Source organism: Paenibacillus sp. J22R98, assembly GCF_059383835.1.
In genome coordinates this window covers 382851-400804 of the sequence record NZ_JBXENW010000005.1, presented here as the reverse complement: position 1 = coordinate 400804, position 17954 = coordinate 382851, and the positions used below count along the sequence as shown (strand labels likewise).

General features: G+C 50.7%; 14 protein-coding genes. 9 read left to right on the top strand and 5 right to left on the bottom strand.

Features of this window, described 5'->3' with window-relative positions:
* Positions 1-74: 74 nt before the first annotated feature.
* From AC50Y3_RS17305 to AC50Y3_RS17285, 5 genes are all read left to right on the top strand, one after another.
* Positions 75-959, top strand: coding sequence for an AraC family transcriptional regulator (locus AC50Y3_RS17305; protein WP_494820039.1), 885 nt, complete (start codon positions 75-77; stop codon positions 957-959).
* 218 nt (positions 960-1177) lie between these two features.
* A complete protein-coding gene (locus AC50Y3_RS17300; protein ID WP_494819973.1) occupies positions 1178-2377 on the top strand; it encodes a sugar efflux transporter in 1200 nt (399 codons plus the stop codon).
* 434 nt (positions 2378-2811) lie between these two features.
* Positions 2812-5856 (top strand): Ig-like domain-containing protein, encoded by a 3045-nt coding sequence (locus tag AC50Y3_RS17295; RefSeq protein ID WP_494819972.1) that lies wholly within the window; start codon positions 2812-2814, stop codon positions 5854-5856.
* 540 nt (positions 5857-6396) lie between these two features.
* Positions 6397-6708 (top strand): DUF1806 family protein, encoded by a 312-nt coding sequence (locus tag AC50Y3_RS17290; protein ID WP_494819971.1) that lies wholly within the window; start codon positions 6397-6399, stop codon positions 6706-6708.
* Positions 6705-7412 carry a PIG-L family deacetylase gene (locus AC50Y3_RS17285; protein WP_494819970.1) on the top strand — a complete coding sequence of 236 codons (708 nt, stop codon included), beginning with the start codon at positions 6705-6707 and terminating at the stop codon, positions 7410-7412. Before AC50Y3_RS17290 ends, AC50Y3_RS17285 begins: the two co-directional genes overlap by 4 nt.
* On the opposite strand, the gene AC50Y3_RS17280 is transcribed toward AC50Y3_RS17285, so the two are convergent.
* From AC50Y3_RS17280 to AC50Y3_RS17270, 3 genes are all read right to left on the bottom strand, one after another.
* Positions 7413-8570 carry an acyl-CoA dehydrogenase family protein gene (locus tag AC50Y3_RS17280; protein ID WP_494820038.1) on the bottom strand — a complete coding sequence of 386 codons (1158 nt, stop codon included), beginning with the start codon at positions 8568-8570 and terminating at the stop codon, positions 7413-7415.
* 126 nt (positions 8571-8696) lie between these two features.
* Positions 8697-9677, bottom strand: a complete 981-nt coding sequence (locus AC50Y3_RS17275) for an aldo/keto reductase (RefSeq protein ID WP_494819969.1) — start codon at positions 9675-9677, stop codon at positions 8697-8699.
* Positions 9678-9797: 120 nt separating this feature from the next.
* A complete protein-coding gene (locus AC50Y3_RS17270) occupies positions 9798-12512 on the bottom strand; it encodes a hypothetical protein (RefSeq protein ID WP_494819968.1) in 2715 nt (904 codons plus the stop codon).
* A gap of 407 nt (positions 12513-12919) precedes the next feature.
* Here AC50Y3_RS17270 and AC50Y3_RS17265 point away from each other — a divergent pair, with 407 nt between their 5' ends.
* The 4 genes from AC50Y3_RS17265 (at position 12920) to AC50Y3_RS17250 (ending at position 16417) form a co-directional block, all read left to right on the top strand.
* Positions 12920-13264 carry an iron chaperone gene (locus tag AC50Y3_RS17265; protein WP_494819967.1) on the top strand — a complete coding sequence of 115 codons (345 nt, stop codon included), beginning with the start codon at positions 12920-12922 and terminating at the stop codon, positions 13262-13264.
* Positions 13265-13592: 328 nt separating this feature from the next.
* Positions 13593-14183, top strand: coding sequence for a hypothetical protein (locus AC50Y3_RS17260; protein WP_494819966.1), 591 nt, complete (start codon positions 13593-13595; stop codon positions 14181-14183).
* Positions 14168-15052, top strand: a complete 885-nt coding sequence (locus AC50Y3_RS17255; protein ID WP_494819965.1) for a stalk domain-containing protein — start codon at positions 14168-14170, stop codon at positions 15050-15052. Before AC50Y3_RS17260 ends, AC50Y3_RS17255 begins: the two co-directional genes overlap by 16 nt.
* Positions 15053-15142: 90 nt before the next feature.
* Entirely contained in the window at positions 15143-16417 is a 1275-nt protein-coding gene (locus tag AC50Y3_RS17250) for an MFS transporter (RefSeq protein ID WP_494819964.1), read from the top strand.
* Positions 16418-16470: 53 nt separating this feature from the next.
* On the opposite strand, the gene AC50Y3_RS17245 is transcribed toward AC50Y3_RS17250, so the two are convergent.
* Both AC50Y3_RS17245 and AC50Y3_RS17240 read right to left on the bottom strand, forming a co-directional pair.
* The gene (locus tag AC50Y3_RS17245; protein WP_494819963.1) at positions 16471-16995 is read right to left on the bottom strand and encodes a hypothetical protein; all 525 of its coding nucleotides are present in this window, start codon (positions 16993-16995) and stop codon (positions 16471-16473) included.
* A 62-nt stretch (positions 16996-17057) separates the two neighbouring features.
* Positions 17058-17921, bottom strand: a complete 864-nt coding sequence (locus AC50Y3_RS17240; protein WP_494819962.1) for an SDR family oxidoreductase — start codon at positions 17919-17921, stop codon at positions 17058-17060.
* Between the last annotated feature and the right edge of the window lie 33 nt (positions 17922-17954).

Sequence of the window (17954 nt, the reverse complement as noted above, 5' to 3'; positions counted from 1 at the left end):
TTAAATTCCGAGCAGAAGATAGATTATAATCAGGTTTATAAGATTGACGAAAGAGGGGGACTCGAGTGTCTGAAATGAACCTAACAGGTCAGCAGGAGCTTATTAACATTATTGAACGTTATTCAGTTAGTGATGGCGTACATCAAACTTCAATTCCTTCTCTGTATTTCATACGTCGTTCGAATACGACTGAACCTAGCCACGGGGTATACAAGCCTTCTTTTTGCATGATCGTGCAAGGGGCGAAAGAGGTTTGGCTAGCCAGAGAGCGCTTCAGGTACAGTCCTGCCGATTATCTTGTGGCTTCCGTACACTTACCGGTTAATACTCAAGTCACAGAAGCTACTCCTGAAATGCCTTATTTGGGGCTGAGGCTTGAATTTACACCGAGTCAGATTATAGAGGTATTACATGACTCTGAGTTGTTAGATGATTCGAAAGTAAATTCAAAACGTGCTATGTTTGTCAGTCATATTGAATCGTCTTTATTGGATGCTGTCATCCGATTAGTCCGGCTATTAGATAAGCCTAACGAAATACCTGTGCTTGCTCCTTTATTTTCGAAGGAAATCCTTTACAGAGTTTTGCAAGGGCAAAACGGAGATGTTTTAAAGGCGATTGTAATGGAAGAGAGCGCTATTCACCAAATCCGAGATGTGATTGAACATATCGTAACCCATTATGAGCGTTCCTTCCGAATCGAGGAACTTGCTGAAATTGCGAATATGAGTGTCTCCACTTTTCATCGGCACTTCAAGGAAGTAACGGCCATGAGTCCTATTCAATATCAAAAACAAATGAGACTCCAGGAAGCCCGTCGCTTATTGTTAACCGAGTCTGCCGATGCCACCGATGTAGCTTACAGAGTAGGTTATGAAAGCACCTCTCAATTCAGCCGTGAATATTCCCGAATGTTTGGTTTTCCCCCTAGACAAGATATTAAGCGCTTAAAAGCATAAACGAATATCCTTGAGAAAAAGGCAAGCCACATGGCTTGCCTTTTTGAGTTGTACGGGTGACAGGACCTAAAACCGGTTTGAGAGGAATAGGCAAAGATTCGGCACGAATGGGATACCGATTACGCCTGTATTTCTCGCATAATTAGGTTGGATTCGAGAGAGAAGAGGAAGGAACTAAATTTGTAAAAGATTATAATTCATTTTAAGGAGACATAAATGTGTACAATCGAATAAATAAATTGTTTGCCATTAGAGGGTATCGGTTATTTGTCATCTGTGTTCTCTTTGTCGGCATCGGGATTTCCATTACAATGCCGTACTTAGCTCTCTACTGCACGGAAGAGCTCGGTATGAGTGCGGGAGCTTTCGGCGCATTCACAGCGGTTAGTTCATTAAGCGGTGTCTTAGCAAACTCGCTCTTTGGCAAGTATTCGGATCGCAATTTGGATCGGAAACGAATTATTATTTTAGCTACTGTTTCATCTGCAGCCGGATATGCTTCATATGTCCTTTTTGATAATTACATGGCATTGCTTATAATCGTCAGCTTTTTTAGTGGTTTGGGAGCAGCTGCTATGCCGCAAATTTATGCCTATGCTCAGGAATCCGCAAATGAAAGCAATTCTGATGACAAGACGTTTGCAATGTCAACTTTACGTTCACTTGTGTCGCTCGGATTTCTAATTGGACCTTTAATCGGAACCATAATCTTAAGTGTGGTTGGATATAATGGGCTTTTTCTTGGGACTTCCTCCATTTTTCTTGTAATCGCAACACTTGTGCTCCTATTTTTGCCTAAAAGAAGAGCAATTCAAAAGAAGAAATCAGGTAGTGCTGGCACAAGATCGCTTAACCGTAGGCTAATATTATATCCGTTGCTTGCATTCGTATTATTATTCGCGGTAAATGCCGTTAATGGGATCATTACGCCATTGTTTATCGTAAACGAGCTTCATGGTACGCATACAGATGTAGGATTGGTTGTTAGCATTTGTGCTGGTTTGGAAATTCCCATTATGCTTGCGCTCGGCGCTTTGGGCATAAAGTTATCGAACCATACGTTGATGATTACCGCATGCTTTATCTCAATTATGTACAACGTAACACTAAGTGTTTCTACGGACTCCTGGCAGCTCATCGGAGCACAGCTTCTACAGGCGATCTTTGTGGCTATTGTAATGGGCAACGGGCTTAGTTATTTCTCGGAGCTGCTGCCGAACTCACCTGGGATGTCCTCGTCGATCTATTACAACGGAACCATTATAGGAAGGCTAGCGGGGAATTTAGGCGGCGGTCTCATTGCCCAGTATGTAGGGATTCGCGATGTTTATTGGGTATGCCTGGTAGTTGTCTTTATTTCGTTCATTATCTTTTGGAAGACAAAGCCCCAAAATAATCGTGGTGTAGTATCTGCCTAATAGAATTTAACTAAAAGCGGGTTGAAGTTAAACATAAGTTTACTGCTCCGCAAGGTGGGGTTCATCGTACGAAATGGAGTGGAAGCCAGACCATTGCCAAACCTATAGCGATGGTCTTTTTTGTGCTTCCTACTTATACGCTTGGGATTTATTCCGTTTTCTTGCCTCTTTTATCACTTTCTTCACTTATTTTGTGCTTTCAAAAAAAAACGGTAGTTTTAAAAAATATCGATATATCAAATAAAGAAGACATCCCTCATACTCTTCTTCAGCTGGAATAAATTGAGAAGATTTCAATCGTGGAGATTAGGGCTTTCCGAGAAGGAGGTGAGTAAAAAAGAGATCTCATCATGTATTAGCTCGCTATCTCATCCAAGACAACAGCGTGCTTTTACTCGAAGACCCAACAAATACATGTTGGAAGGTGTGGATTTATGCGAAGGCTTTCCGTTAAATTAGTTTCCCTCCTATGTTTGATCGCTCTGCTTACTGGTTTATTTCCTGTCGTCTCGTTCGGCGCGACCCAATCGTTCTTTGCGCCGGCTGAAACATCCGGCAGCATCTCCGTCAAACTGTATCCGATGGAAAATGTCACCTCAGGACAAACGAAGCTTGTTACGTTCGGCGTACCGTTTCCAAGAGGCTCCATAACGCCCGCGAATATATCGAAAATTCGCGTGCTGAAGGGCGGCACGGAAATTCCCGCTTATGTTGAAATGCAAACGCCATGGCGCAGCATAACAAACTCTTCTCTGGATGGGGCTTCCGTTCGGGTTGCGCGCATCCAGATTCAGAACACGTTTGCTTCCGTTTATCCGAATTCGGAGACGATAACAGTGGAATGGGGTCTCAACAACCGGAGCCAGAACATTTCTACCCTTACGAATCCGAGATCGGCATGGCATCAAGTGACGTCGGGCACGTTCGTAGCATCGGACAATGTTTACGAGCCCGACGTTTATGCGGTGCTGCCGAAAGACTTTCTTGCTGAAGGCGTACTGAAAGGAACGCGGATGAGCACGTTCGACAGCAGCATAACCGAGTCAAGGGACAATCCGACCACGATGGATGCAACCGAACATTGGACGGGTTACACGGAGATGGAGCATGCATTCAAAAACAACTTCTACATGCTCATCAATGAGGATGATCCTGCCGTTATCGCAGGCGATTCCGGCTCAGGCTACAAGAGCGACTACAAAACAAACTACGATCCATGGCTATATGACCGCGCGGCAACGATGTACACGCTATACATGCGGAGCGGATCGTTGAAAGCACTGCGAGAGGCGGTGCGGCATACCGACTTTTACAAAACGAAAATTTATCCGGCCACAACGACGCCTTCCCGTGCCGTCGGGCTATTCACGTTAAAAAATCCCGATCCGAACGGCTGGCCGGGCGGCAACGGGGCCATGTACAGCTACGACGAGTCGATGGCTTATACGTACTGGCTGACGGGCGACAACGATATGCTGACCTACATCCCGCTGATCGTTCAGGCGCATGAAACGAATGACGAGCCAACACGATGGGATCCGAGCTTGGGAACTTGGACCGAACGGCATACGGCTTTCCGGTTGCTCGCCAACCTGATCGCTTACGAAGTTACGGGCAACACGACCTACAAGACTAACGTGCAAAATCAAACGGCTGATTTCATCTGGCATCAGAACGGTGCAGGCGGACTTATACCGGCAAACCGTGTCGACGGCGGACTGTATCATTACGGCAGCCAGCATGGCGACGGCGTAACCGGCGATTTGATCGCTTCGACCTGGATGAGCGTGCTGACCGAAGATGCAATGATCCGCGCTTACGCATTCACGGAAGATTCGACTATCGCTAATTTCGTGAAGCGCATGGGAACCTTCCTGAATAACGCTTCGCGTTCCGATGCTTATCACGCCTACGATACTTATGTCGGAGCGCTTCGCTATCCGGATTATATGGTGAAATATGACGGCACTTCCGATGCGCTGGACGGCGGGCGCGGAAGCTCAAGCGATCCGACCGGCGGTACGACGATCGAGCATGACCTGGAGGTGGGGAACGCGATTTTGTGGGCCGACTACTTCGGTCAGCTGCTCGGCGGTTCGCCAAATACGACCTGGGAATCGGCTGTAAACGACCTATACTACGGCTACGATATCGGAGTCAACTTCTGGATTCGCCCGACCGGTCCATCAGCGGGAAAAACCGCTTACCGGATTACGCCAAACCGCAAGTGGGGCTGGGAGTTCCGCACAACCGGGAGCTTCACGTGGCTGGCATCCCAACTGCTGTCCGGCTCCGGCCCTGGCGATACGACACCTCCGACGGTATCGATTACAGCGCCAACAAGCGGCCAAACGGTATCGGGCACGATAACGCTGTCTGCAAACGCCTCGGATAATGTTGGCGTCGCGGGCGTACAATTCAAGGTCGACGGTGCTAATGTCGGCACCGAAGACACGTCTTCACCGTATTCGATCTCGTACGACACTTCGGGCTTGGCGGCTGGCTCGCATACGATTACGGCGGTAGCGCGTGATGCTGCGGGCAATACGACGACATCGTCCTCGGTGTCCGTGACTAAAAGCGCGGCTGCCGATACGACGGCGCCGACGGTATCGCTCACAGCGCCAACAAGCGGCCAAACGGTATCGGGCACGATAACGGTGTCGGCAAACGCCTCCGATAATGTTGGCGTCGCGGGCGTCCAATTCAAAGTCGATGGCACCAATGTCGGCACGGAAGACACGACTTCGCCGTATTCGATCTCGTATAATACGACATCGCTTACAAACGGCTCACATACGTTTACGGCTGTAGCGCGGGACGCTGCGGGCAATACGACGACATCCTCCTCGGTACCTGTAACCGTATCGAATAGCGCCACGGGAACGGTCACCTTCCAGCAAGGAGTGAGCGGCTACTCCGGCGCGAAGGATGTGTCACTCACTTCGCAATACAGCGGCAACGGCGGCAATATTATCAGCGGCACGTTGAAAGTATTCGATCAAACCAGCCAGACAATGCCGTATGAAATCGATTCGCTGCTGCGCTTCGATAGTATTTCGATTCCGGCCGGCAAAACGGTCGCATCGGCAAAGCTGACACTCAAGATGAACACATGGGCGACCGGCTTTACGATGGAAGGCCGCTACATGCAGACGGATTACGATCCGACTTATTCGCTCATCGGGTGGCAGAACCGCAAGTCCGGAGCGCAATGGGCGACTGCTGGAGCAAAAGGCAACGGGACCGATTATGTGTCCGGCAAATCGTTTGCGATAACCAGCTTTACAGCGACCGGCGATCAGGTGATCGATATCACCCTCGATCCTACGGTCGTACAGGGCTGGCTGACCACACCGTCCACCAATCAGGGCGTTCTGCTGTATATTGATAATCCAACTAATATTGCGGTTGATATCTACTCCGCAGAAGACGCCACAACGGCTAACCGGCCGAAGCTGTCGATCACGTACCAATAAATTAAAAAATGGCCAAGGAGTAAACTTCCTTGGCCATTTTTTTCTGCGACGGTATGATTATTTAAGATCGATGACGATATTATTTTTGTCGGGGTGATATTCAAATGGTCGACTAATGAAAACGAAACCATATACCCTATATGCCGTACAAGTTATGATAATTGGGAAAGCTGTTAAGGGGATATGTTTCTTTCATTCTATTTATTCTGACGTTCATCACAAATCGTGATACAATTCAACGAGTACAAAGCTGATATCGGATCACGATAGCTGAAGAATCATAATGAAGTATTAGCAGACACAAAAGAAAAGGTGGTACATATGAATAGGTTCAATATTATTCGTCCGATCATGCTGATTGCGGTTGCGCTCGTAACGAAGAGTTTGGTCACCAATCTTTGTATGGTGTTAGGAATGGAATCCGAGTTAGCCAAAAACTTGGGTTACATAGCTATGTTGATCGCCGGGCTCCTCGTCTTTTCCAGAATTCGGAGAAATCAGAAATAGAAGTATAATTCCAAAAGAAAAGAGATTTGCGCCATGATTCCTATAAACAAAATAGTAGTGGAGGCCGAGCTTCGGAAATTCGTCGGAAACGAGGTTTATATCCACAGCGAAGCGACGTCGTTCATGTTCGTCCGTAATTTCAAGGTACGGGTAACGCATGCTTTTATCGCGGGGGAAGGGTCTTTCCGCGCTGCGCTTCGGTTCGACGGCCACGGCTGGCTGCGAATGGAAGCGCTCACGCATTTCGAGGTGGACGGGCAGGGCAGTCTGCTGCTGGCTGGTTATGACGACAGAGGTCGCATGAACGTCGCGCTGCACCTAGGAAGGGAGCCGTTTCCGGAATGAGCCATGAACAAGTGCGGAATCGCAAGCTTCTTGCGGTATTCGCCCATCCCGATGACGAGTCGTTTATTTGCGGGGGCACGCTGGCGAAATATGCCGCCGATGGCGTCGAGATCACGCTAGTAAGTGCAACGAAGGGCGATATGGGCCGCCGAATGGGTAACCCGCCGTACCTCAATCGCGAAACGATGGCTGCCGCCCGCGAGCAGGAGCTGCGGGAAGCCTGCGACTGCCTGGGCATCGGCAGGCTGATCTTTCTCGGTCTCCGTGACAAAACCGTTGAATTCGAAGACGAAGCAACCCTAATCGAGCGCATTGAAGCGATTATCCGCGAAGTAAAGCCGGACGTTGTGCTGACGTTCCATGAACGGTATGGCGGTCACCCGGACCACTGCGCGATCGGCAAGGCCGCGACGGCCGCCTTCCGGCGTTCAGCTGATATAGGAGCGCTGTACTTTATTACGTTCGGCGACGCGCTGGAGCGTCCGGAGCATTTCGGATACACCAAGAAGGACGTCGTCCGTGTCGAGGTTCAGGCTCACAACGCAGCTAAGCTCGCCGCGTTCCGCGCTCACCGCTGCCAGACCGAAATCGACGAATGGGTATGGCAATCCGATAAAGCGGCGCTGTCCCATTTCGGAAAGTATGAGTATTTCCTGAAAGGGGACGTCAACGCGCCGCAGCGGGAGAGCGACGATTTGTTTTGATTATGTACCCTCGCCAAGCGCGGACGCGGCCAACGTCTGGATGACCGAGCTGTCCATCGGCGGGTTGTGCAAGCCGGCTCGGACGTCGCGGTAATAGCGCTCCAGCGGATTCGCGCGCGATAGGCTGGTGCCGCCGACGATCCGCATCGCCAGGTCGACGACGCGGATGGCGTTATTCGTGACCGTATATTTCGCCAGGCCGAGCTCCGGCTTCATTGCGGTCCGTTCCGTCGGTTCCTTGTCCCATCTGTCGGCCGCCGCATACAACAGGGTGCGGGCAGTGCGAAGCTCGACCTCCATCTCCCCGATCGTTTGTTGAACGGAAGGGAGGGCGGCAATTGGTTTATCCAAGGAATTAGGCTTATACGAGCGGGCGAATGCCAGTGCATAGTCGCGCGCGGCCAAGGCGATGCCCATATAGCAGGCCGGAATATGCAGCAGCCAACCGCCTCCGTCATCCGAGCCTTTGCCGGTTAGCCGGCTGTCCGCGCCAGCGAAAGCGCCGTCCAGCACGACGTCATGGCTGCCCGTCGCGCGCATTCCGATCGTGTCCCATGTCTCCACAATCGATACTTGGTCCGACCGATGAACGAGAAAATCGGCCGTGCATTCTTCATCCGGGAGATAGGCGGAAACGACGAAGCGGTCGAGAATCGGCGACAGCGTGCTGAACGTCTTGCACCCCGTGATCCGCCAACCGCCGTCCGCGGCAACCGCGATCGTCTCCGGCCGTCCGCCGCGGCTCGGGCTGCCGGAGGAGGCCTCGCTGGCGAATGTGTTAATCATCGTCCCGTCCTTCACGATGGAGCGGCACAGTGCTTCGAATTTCTCCGCCGGCCACTTACCGGTCGTGCGCAAATGCATGACCTGGCCGAGATGCCAGCCGACGGCAAGCGCGGTCGAGCCGTCCCCGTAAGCGAGCCGTTCCTGCAGCAGGACGAACTCGTACAGAGGGATTTCATCGCCACCGAAAGCGCGAGGAACTGTCAGCTTTAGATAGCCGTTCTTCTGCAGGTCGGCAAAATTATCGAATGGAAACGAGCCCTCGCGATCGTACCGGGGCGCTCGCTCTGCGAACAAGGTTGCCAGCCGCTCGACAAGCGCAGCTCGGTTACGTTCTTCATCGTTGCGAATGGGGCTGTCAATGAATCGTTTCATCATGGCTCACTCCTTCTCCTAGTAGTATAGCAACCAAATCAAGGGTAGTGCGAGCAGTAGGTTTGCAATGACCAGCCATGAACAAGGCGGCCTCCGAAAGTTCGGAGGCCGCCTCTCGTTGCTGAATTACTGGAAGCCTAATATCGGATGCGGCACGTACAGCTCTTCCAGTTCACGGATTTCGCCGGAAGTGAGCGCAAGCGATAGCGCCGCGGTCGCGTCGTCCAAATGGCCGGGCTTCGTCGCGCCGATGATCGGAGCAGTGACCGCGGATTTGCTTAGCAACCAGGCCAATGCTACCTGGGCCCGCGGTACACCGCGCTCAGCGGCGATGCGTCCGACACGTTCGACGATTGCGCGGTCCGACTCTACAGCGGACGTGTACAACGTATTGCCGAATGCGTCTGTTTCCGAGCGTTCGCTAATTTCGTCCCAGCCGCGCGTTAAACGGCCGCGTGCCAGAGGGCTCCACGGGATGACGCCTACGCCTTGATCCTGGCAGAGGGGAAGCATTTCACGCTCTTCCTCGCGGTATAGCAGATTCAAATGATTTTGCATGCTGACGAATTTGGTCCAGCCGTGCTTCTCTGCCGTGAACTGCGCTTTGAGAAACTGCCAGGCGTACATGGACGAAGCGCCGATATAGCGGGCCTTGCCGGACTTGACGACGTCATGCAGCGCTTCCATCGTTTCTTCGATCGGCGTATGCGGGTCCCAGCGGTGAATTTGATAGAGATCGATATAGTCCGTGTCAAGTCTGCTCAGGCTGTCGTCGACTTCGCTCATGATTGCTTTGCGCGACAAGCCTGCGCCGTTCGGGCCGGGCCGCATGCGACCGTGAACCTTGGTCGCAATGACGACGTCCTCGCGCCGGGCAAAATCCTTCAGCGCGCGACCGACGATTTCTTCGCTAGTGCCGTCCGAGTAAACGTTGGCGGTATCGAAGAAATTGATGCCCAGCTCAAGCGCTTTGCGAATAAAGGGACGGCTCCGCTCCTCGTCCAGCGTCCACGAATGCGATCCTCTTGAGGGTATACCGTAACTCATGCAGCCTAGACTTAGTCTGGATACCTCCAGGCCGGTTTGGCCTAATCGGGTGTAGTCCATATTTCGATTCCTCCTCTGATTTCATCGCTTGGCGAATGGAGTCTGCTAATCTCGCTGTTGACTCTATCGTAACGTTTTTTCTATGGGATCACAATTTTGCTAATGAAAGGAACCTCTTCATCAGTTCGTCAAGCGGAAATAATCAACGTTCACGGTACCCGCCGACATCGATGGATCGAAGCGGACCTGCTTAATCGTGCCGGTCCAGGATGCGTTCGTCCCGAGATCGACGACGTAGTCGCGATAGCCGCTGTTGGGCACAAGCGGAACGACCACTTGCTTCGTTCCGTTCCATACCGTATCGGACGTAGTGATGAAATAAATTTCCCCGTAGGAGCTGCTCGTGCTGTTCTGCAGCCTGACGCGCAAATAACGATTCGTTGAGGGGCTCGTTATCCCAAGATTATCAGGTGCGTAAACGTACGGATCTGTCCCGGTCGTCGTCAAGTTCAGGGTACCCCCGGAAACGGTCATTGCACTTACCTGATTGCCGTTCGTCCAGCCTTCCAGATTGCCGGCCGTATTGAAATTCCAATCTTTGACGCTAGTATAACCGGCGCTTGTGACGACGATGGAATCGACGTTCATCGTACCGGTAACACTGAACGGATCGAATCGTAGCTGCTTGATCGTACCGGTCCAGTTTGCGTTGATTCCCATGTCGAAGATGTAATCCGTGTAGCCGCCGGCGCTCGCGATTGTCGGAAACGAAACCGATTTGGCCGCATTCCAGGTCGTATCCGTCGTAGTCGTGAAGAACAGTTCGGCCGTCGTATCGCTCGTATTATTTTTCATCCGGATTTTGACGTACCGATTCGTTGCGGCATTGGTGATGCCGAGATTGTCCGCCGAAGTCACGTAGGGATCGCTGCCGCTTGAAGTCAACGTAAGAATGCCGCCAGACACGCTGCCGCTGATCAGATTGGTCATTGTCCAGCCTTCGAAGTTGCCATTTGTATTGAAGTCCCATTGTTTCGCTACCGTTGTGCCGGTGCTCGTATAAGCGACGACCGGCGCCCAACTGGTCATGTCGTACGTATTGTCGTTGCTGGAACCGTTGGTCACCTCGAAACGAATGACGTCTCCAGCCGTGACGGACACGTTATCGAGTGCTTGCTCAGCGCCGACGATATCGTTGTAAGCAATGGATTGGTCGCCGGAAGCCGGCCAAATACGCGTCCCGTTCTTCGTCACCCGAGCGATGATGCCATCGCCGCCGCCGATATTGGATTTCAGCACGCGACCGCGAATGCTGATCGTCCCCGTAGTCGGCGCTGTCCATGCGCGAGCGACCGCGCAATTGGCGCAAGTGCCCGGATGTTGTTCGAATGTGGACACTTGCGGTACGTTCGTTGCGGAGGACAGCTGCCACACTTTCGCCGCGCTGTCGTAGTAGCCCAGATTCGTCCATGAGCTGCCGTTGTTGTATTGATAGGACCAATTGTTCGAGCCTTGCGTGCCGGCGAATTGGGAAGCGGCATGGTAAGCATTCGAAGTCGAGCTGATACTCTGGTTGTTGGTAACCGTAAACCCGCTGTAATCGGCTCCGTCTTGGTATAGGAAATTGTTCGGCTCCGTGTACAGGTTGTCGCGGATCGTCCCATTGGGCGGTATCGGATCGGAATTGCCGGCGCGGCGGAACGAGCCGTTGCCGTTGGTCTGGAACAGATTTCCGGCAGCCTCGTTGTTGTTGCTGTAGTCGCCCCAGATCGCTAAGTACGAAAGGCCAGCTCCCGCGTTGCCCGCGATATAGTTGTTGCGGAACCGGATACTGTCGGTGGAAGATTCCAAATCGACGGCTACCATGTCCGCAGAAGAAGTATTCGGCACGTTCGTCATGATATTGTTCACGAAGGTGGCGTTCTTGGTTACCCCGATGAAAATCGCCGCCGTTCCGCTGTAGGAATGGCAGGACGCCTCGTTGTCGAAAATCGAGTTCATCACCGTGCCGCCGTTAATGTTGTCGAACCGCATTCCTTCGTCGCAGCCGGCCGCGCTGTTGTCGTCATCATGCAAATAAGCATGATTGATAATGACATCTTGCAGCAGGTTCTCTCCGACGGCTCCGCCGGACAGCGTCACGCCGTAGCTTCCGCCATTATCGAAATCGAGCGAGATGCTGTCCAAATTATTCGTCCCCTCAATGCCATCGAGCCGCAGCGTACGCAGGACATACTGGCTTGACGAGGTCAGCGTAACCGTGCCGGTAATTTGAATGCCGCCGGAATTCCATATCCGGTCGGCGGGTCCGCTTGGCCCTGTCGTGTACGCGTTGCCTAAGCTGCTCTGATGAATGCCGGTTATGTCATGCACATAAATGTTGCTGAAGTACAATCCGTCGTGGCCGATGGTATCGAAGTAGACGAAAATTCCCGAACCGGCATTGCTGATTTCCAGGTCGTGGACGCTCCAGTAAGACGGATTCGTAATCTTGATCACGCGGTCCGACTCCAGGCCGTTGCGCATGACGATTGGCCGATTGCCCGTGCCGTATGCGCCGAGCTCGATCAAGTTCGTCGACGTGCCTTGACCAGTGACAGACATTTGCTGGTTCCAGGTCGCGCCGCGCGCCAGCAGTATTTTGTCGCCCGGCCCGAAAGCGCCATGGCTATTGACCGGTGTAAAGTCGCACCATGGCGCGGCAGTAGACGTTCCCGCCCCTGCGTTGTTGCAGTTCGAACCGGCCAAATTGTTGACATAATAGGTCGTATTCGCGCCGAAGGCGGTCTGCGAACCGAAACCTATGACGAACAGTAATGCTGCCATAGCTAAGGCTGCAAGCAACGTAACAGGTAATGACTTGGTTTTGCGTTTGCTGGATGTAATGATTGTCATTTACTTCGCTCCTTTTTCATAAATGATCATTTTTTTGAAAGCGCTTTTATGTAGTGGAAGACCGCCTCCTTCATAAAGAGAGAAATGGTTGTACCTGGCTTGAGGAGTTGTGAAAAGACAAGAATACCGAGAGGCTGGAGGACGATGGGGCTATGAATAGAAAGAGTCGGCTAGCTTGTCAATTAAGCATACGACGGCATATCCGCCTGCATGCAAAAAATACTGCTTTAGCAAGGTGTATTCTGGAGTGAACTTTGTCTAACTGTCGCACTCTCGTGGAAGGATTGCTTGAAATGGAGGACGAATATGTTCATTTAAGATAAATTGGAGTCTTATTGGTAGAGGGGAACATACATAAAACAGGATTATAAGCATAAAGAGGAGGATGAAGAATGGAGAAACTTCGAATGAACACGATTGACGAATATATTGCACAGTTTACCGGCGATACCCAAGAGATCCTTAACAAGCTGAGACAACTCATTCACAATTGCGCACCGGAGGCGACTGAGAAGATCAGTTATCAAATGCCGACGTTCGCATGGAATGGCAATTTGGTGCATTTTGCAGCATTCGAAAAACACATTGGATTCTATCCTACGCCCAGTGGAATTGAAATGTTTAAGGAGGAACTTTCACCTTATAAAATGGCGAAGGGATCGGTTCAATTTCCACTTAATAAGCCAATACCCTACGATTTAATTAAGAGAATTGTGGCGTTCCGTGTTAGCGAGAACCGGCGTAGCCAGTAAACACCAAGAAACGGCAGCCGCATAAGGCTGCCGTTTCTTGGCGAACGTAAATTATTTGGAGCCGTAATAAAATTGACAATCAGCCTTCTTATATTGTTCGTTTTTGGTAGATGTAACGATATGTTCATCATGCGATTTAATAATGACGCCTGAGTCTAGGAGTTCATCTTGTTGGAATATTACGATTGGACGAGTGAAAATTCTCATTCGTTCGAAGTCTGCATGTGTATTTAGCTGACGTATTTTAGGCATAGGTCCTCCATAGAGTATGACGATTAAACCAATGTACATCGCGATGAGAGATGAGTCAAGAAGGGGGTTCATTCAATTGATAACAAGACTGCCATTATTATCGTTCCTATTCCTCCTATCAATTTTGAGTGTATCGACAGTTAAAGCTGAGTCCGGTTCCACAAACATTCCATATTATGATGCTGGTTCATTCATAAAGAGTGACGGTTCATACTGGATTTGGGGTAGGGACCAATTAGTTCCAACACATGTGCAAGGTATTACAGACGTTAAAAATAGCTTTGGCAATTTTTTTGTGAAGAACGATAATACAGTTTGGTATTGGAAGTATCAAACACTAAATGATCTTCATGCTAATTTAGTTCAAGTTAAAGAATTGGACGGCGGTTTTGCACAAGCAGAGGATTCTTTTGGAATGGCCATTCGTGATTTAAAAGGTAATGTCTTCTTTATTCCATGGGTGGATACCGACATTTTTGGCTACGATTTTCGGCTTGTAAAGAGGGTAGATGTCGATAATATTACAGATCTTACGAGTTTTGATAAGACTGCACCTTATATGGTTGGAAGGAATTGGGTATTTCTGAAGGATAATGGAACTGTGTGGGCGTATAGTGGTTTTATGCCAGCCCAGTTTCTGCTGTTAAAGGATTGGATGACATTATAGATATTTACCGTAATCATGCGTTAAAGAGCGACGGGACTGTTTGGTATTGGACTGGTGAACCTAATGAATCTGCTGCACAAGTGAAAGGTTTAGTCAAAATCAAGTCAATTTTACCGGATTTCTACTCCAGCATGTTTCTCGACGATCAATCAAGACTTTGGTTCTGTGGCACTTATATTAACAGCTCCAATGAGGAACTTACAAAACAGCAAACACCGGTAATGATTACATCCATTGATGATGTGAAGGACGCTGTAACCATTAGAGACTCTTTAATTGTCTTGACCGACAGCGGAGAGGTATACGAAACTCCGATTAACCAAAATAAAATGACGAAAAATCCAAAGTTCAACTTACTTGCAACTAATGCAGTAAGTATTAAAGCGGCCGTAAGTCATATCATCATGCAAAAGAAGGACGGTACCTTGTGGGGATGGGGAATAAATACCACTGCAGAACTTGGCGCAGGTAGCAATATCCCTTTTTCAAAAACGCCTGTACCAGTAGGTCCGCCAATATCGTTAGAGGTCAATGGTGAGGACGTATTACTGACCAGTGGTGTAATCATACGGAACAATCAATCATTTATCCCGCTTCGATCCCTACTTGTCATGCTTGGTGCAAACATAAGTTTTGAAACCAATAGTAAGGTTGTTGTGGAAAGTAAAGAAGGAAGCTCGCCTCTAATCCGTATATCGATAAACGTGAAAAATGGAGAGATCTCCTTAAAAGAAAAGAAGATGGTATCCCAAACAAAAGCCTTCGTGCTTAATGGGACTTCGTATATCCCTTTGAAATTTATGAGTGAGCAACTTGGAGCAGCTGTTACGTGGTCTTCGAAGGATAACAAAATATCAATCGTATACTGAGTTGGAGGCCATCATTATGTCGAAAGCGGTTGAAGGTGTCCACTGCTTCTATTAGAATAGGAGGACATCAGCAAGAGGAAAGGCGTTCATATGTGGAAGTATACGTATCATCTATTTCGCGATCTATCTCCGGGCGTAAAGCGATTTATTGCCACGGAAAGTCTGTTTGGCATCGGGGCAGGGATCTTCAGTCTCATTCTCAACCTGCATCTGCTTGATCTTGGATTCTCCAAAGGCGCCATCGGTCAAATTACGTCGCTCGGGGCGCTTACCATCGGAATTACAAGCTTACCGGTCGGGCTCATCGTACAGCGTGTCGGACGTAAACGAATGCTGGTTATTGGAATGCTGTTCTCTTTTATCTCGCTCGTGGTGTTCGGCTTAGGTACGAGCAGGGCGGCGGTCACAGTGGCACAGCTCATCTGGTCGCTTGGCGTTACAGCCATTGTAAATTCGGAGATTCAACTGATCTTCCAATATTGCAAAAGCAAGAAGGAAGAGACGAACGCTTATTCACTTCTCTTTGCCGTATTCACTCTGTTTACAGGGATCGGCACGCTGCTTGGCGGGTTTCTGCCGAACTGGATTCATGGCAGTACGACGGTCTATCAATATGCTTTCTTCGCAGCGGCAGGTTGTTTTGCACTTTCTGCAATACTGAGAGGGATCTTATTACCATCGCCTGACGAAGCACCGATAGAAGGACAAGTGAAGCAGAAGGAAGACGCGAAGGCTGAAGCAGGCAGACGGCAAAAGAAGCGGCATGCCGTTTATTTTCTGCTTGCTCTCTCGCTGCTCATCTTCAATTCCGGCTTCACCTACGGGCTGCTCAGTCCGTTTCTGAATGTCATACTCAAATTCCGCTTTGACATGAATGATGACACGATCTCCGGTTTGCTTGCGCTGTCCGGTTTCTTCTTCTTCATCGGTTCCATCATTATGCCGTACGTCATCGAGAAGCTGGGAAGCCGAAGAAGCTTCATCTTCCTGTTTCTCTACAACATCCTGATTGTGGCGCTGATGGCTGTAGCTATACCGGCGGCACCATTCGCGATTCTGCTCCTGCTGCGCGGGACAGGCTTCACGATGCTTAACAACATCATAGACAGCGAATCGATGTCCGCGGTAGCCGAGGAAGACCGCAACTTATTTGCGGGCATGCGAACGGTATCCCGCAGCGTCGGCAATACGATTGCTTCCTATTGGGCAGGGTACATCCTGGCGGGTGATCATTATTTGCTCCCCTTTGTTCTGACGGCGGTAGCTACGCTGCTTGGTTTTATCGGGTATACGTGGTTTATCCAAGGGATGCTGGAGCGAAGAGGGAAGAGCGATCCGACGAGGCACGAATCTGTTGAAGCGTAGGCGCCTGATCGCGTACAAGCAAGCTCAAACACAAATAAACGGCAAAGGCGCGATCAGCCTTTGCCGTTTATTTGTGCATCAAGAAATAGATCCGTCTTGGCTTTCATGGCCGAGACGATCATCTGTTTGTGACGAACCGCTAGGAGGAGCACTTGCGCTTGCTGCTTGCGGGAGAGCTGATTGAAACGGTGATCTTCCTTCAGATAGGCACGAACGATTGCCCAGCTGGAGGGGGTTAGCCGTTTCAGCGCACCCGCAGAAGCAGAGGCAGTAGCTGGTCCGGTCGCGGGCGGCTTGCGAGCGAAGCGCTGCAGCCAGGTTTGAAGACCGGCGCCGAGTTTGGATTCATCGACGATACAAGGTGCCGTCAGTTTCTTCGTATGGCTGCGCAAATACTCGTAGCGGTCATTGCCGAGTACGATTCGATATTGGCCGTCTTTGCGGTCTTTCTGCACGACGATGAGATGCAAGCCATCCCACATCAAATGGCGTAAATAGCGAAGGCGGGCGGTCATGCCGACAGGCAAGCCGGGTTTGATTTTGCTCAGCGGGATGTAGCGGACTGTGAAACGCATCATGATCCCCTCCCTTATTGGAGGATATGGGGAGCATCCGTTGTCCTAGTCCTGACAGCACGCGCTTACTTGCCTTTGCGAGACAAAGCGGCAAGCGTGTCCCATTGTTCATCCGTGACATCGGCAAGTCCATTGAACTGGCCGGCGCCTTGCAGCCATTCTCCGCCGTCGATGGTCACGACTTCGCCGTTAATGTAACCGGCGTAATCGGAAATCAGATAAGCGGCGAGATTGGCAAGCTCCGAAGGATCGCCGACTCGCCCGAGCGGAATTCGGCTAAGGAGTCGCTGCTCGATCTCCGGCGTAGGCATCAGGCGCGACCAGGCACCTTCGGTTGGGAAGGGGCCAGGCGCGATAGCCACCTGCCGGATTCCGTAAGGTGCCCATTCGGCGGCAAGCGAGCGGGTGAGTGCAAGCACGCCGGCCTTGGCCGCGGCGGAAGGCACGACGTAACCCGATCCGCTGGTAGAGGAGGCGTAGGTGGTCACGATATTGAGCATCGTTCCGGCTCTTCCTTGTTCAATCCAGCGTTTACCGAGTTCCAGCGTTGTGTAGAACGTGCCATGCAGTACGGTTCCGAGCACGGCGTCGACTGCGCGGTGAGAGAGACGTTCGGTCGGACTGATGAAATTGCCTGCAGCATTGTTGACAAGGACATCAATATGGCCGAAGTGGCCTTCCACCGCATCCATCAGCGCTTGCACGGCAGCGGGATCCCGAACATCACAGCATTGATAAAACACAGGTGCCGAACCTCCGGAGCTCATTTCCGTACTTGCTTGCTGCAACACTTCCTCTCGGCGACCGGCAATGGCCAGTTGAGCGCCGAGGGCAAGAAATTTTTCCCCCATCGCACGGCCGAGGCCGGTGGCTCCGCCTGTAATGAGCACGACTTTCCCCTTCAATAAATCAGGTGCAAAAGGTCCCATAAGCCGATTCTCCTTTATATCAGACATGCGGCA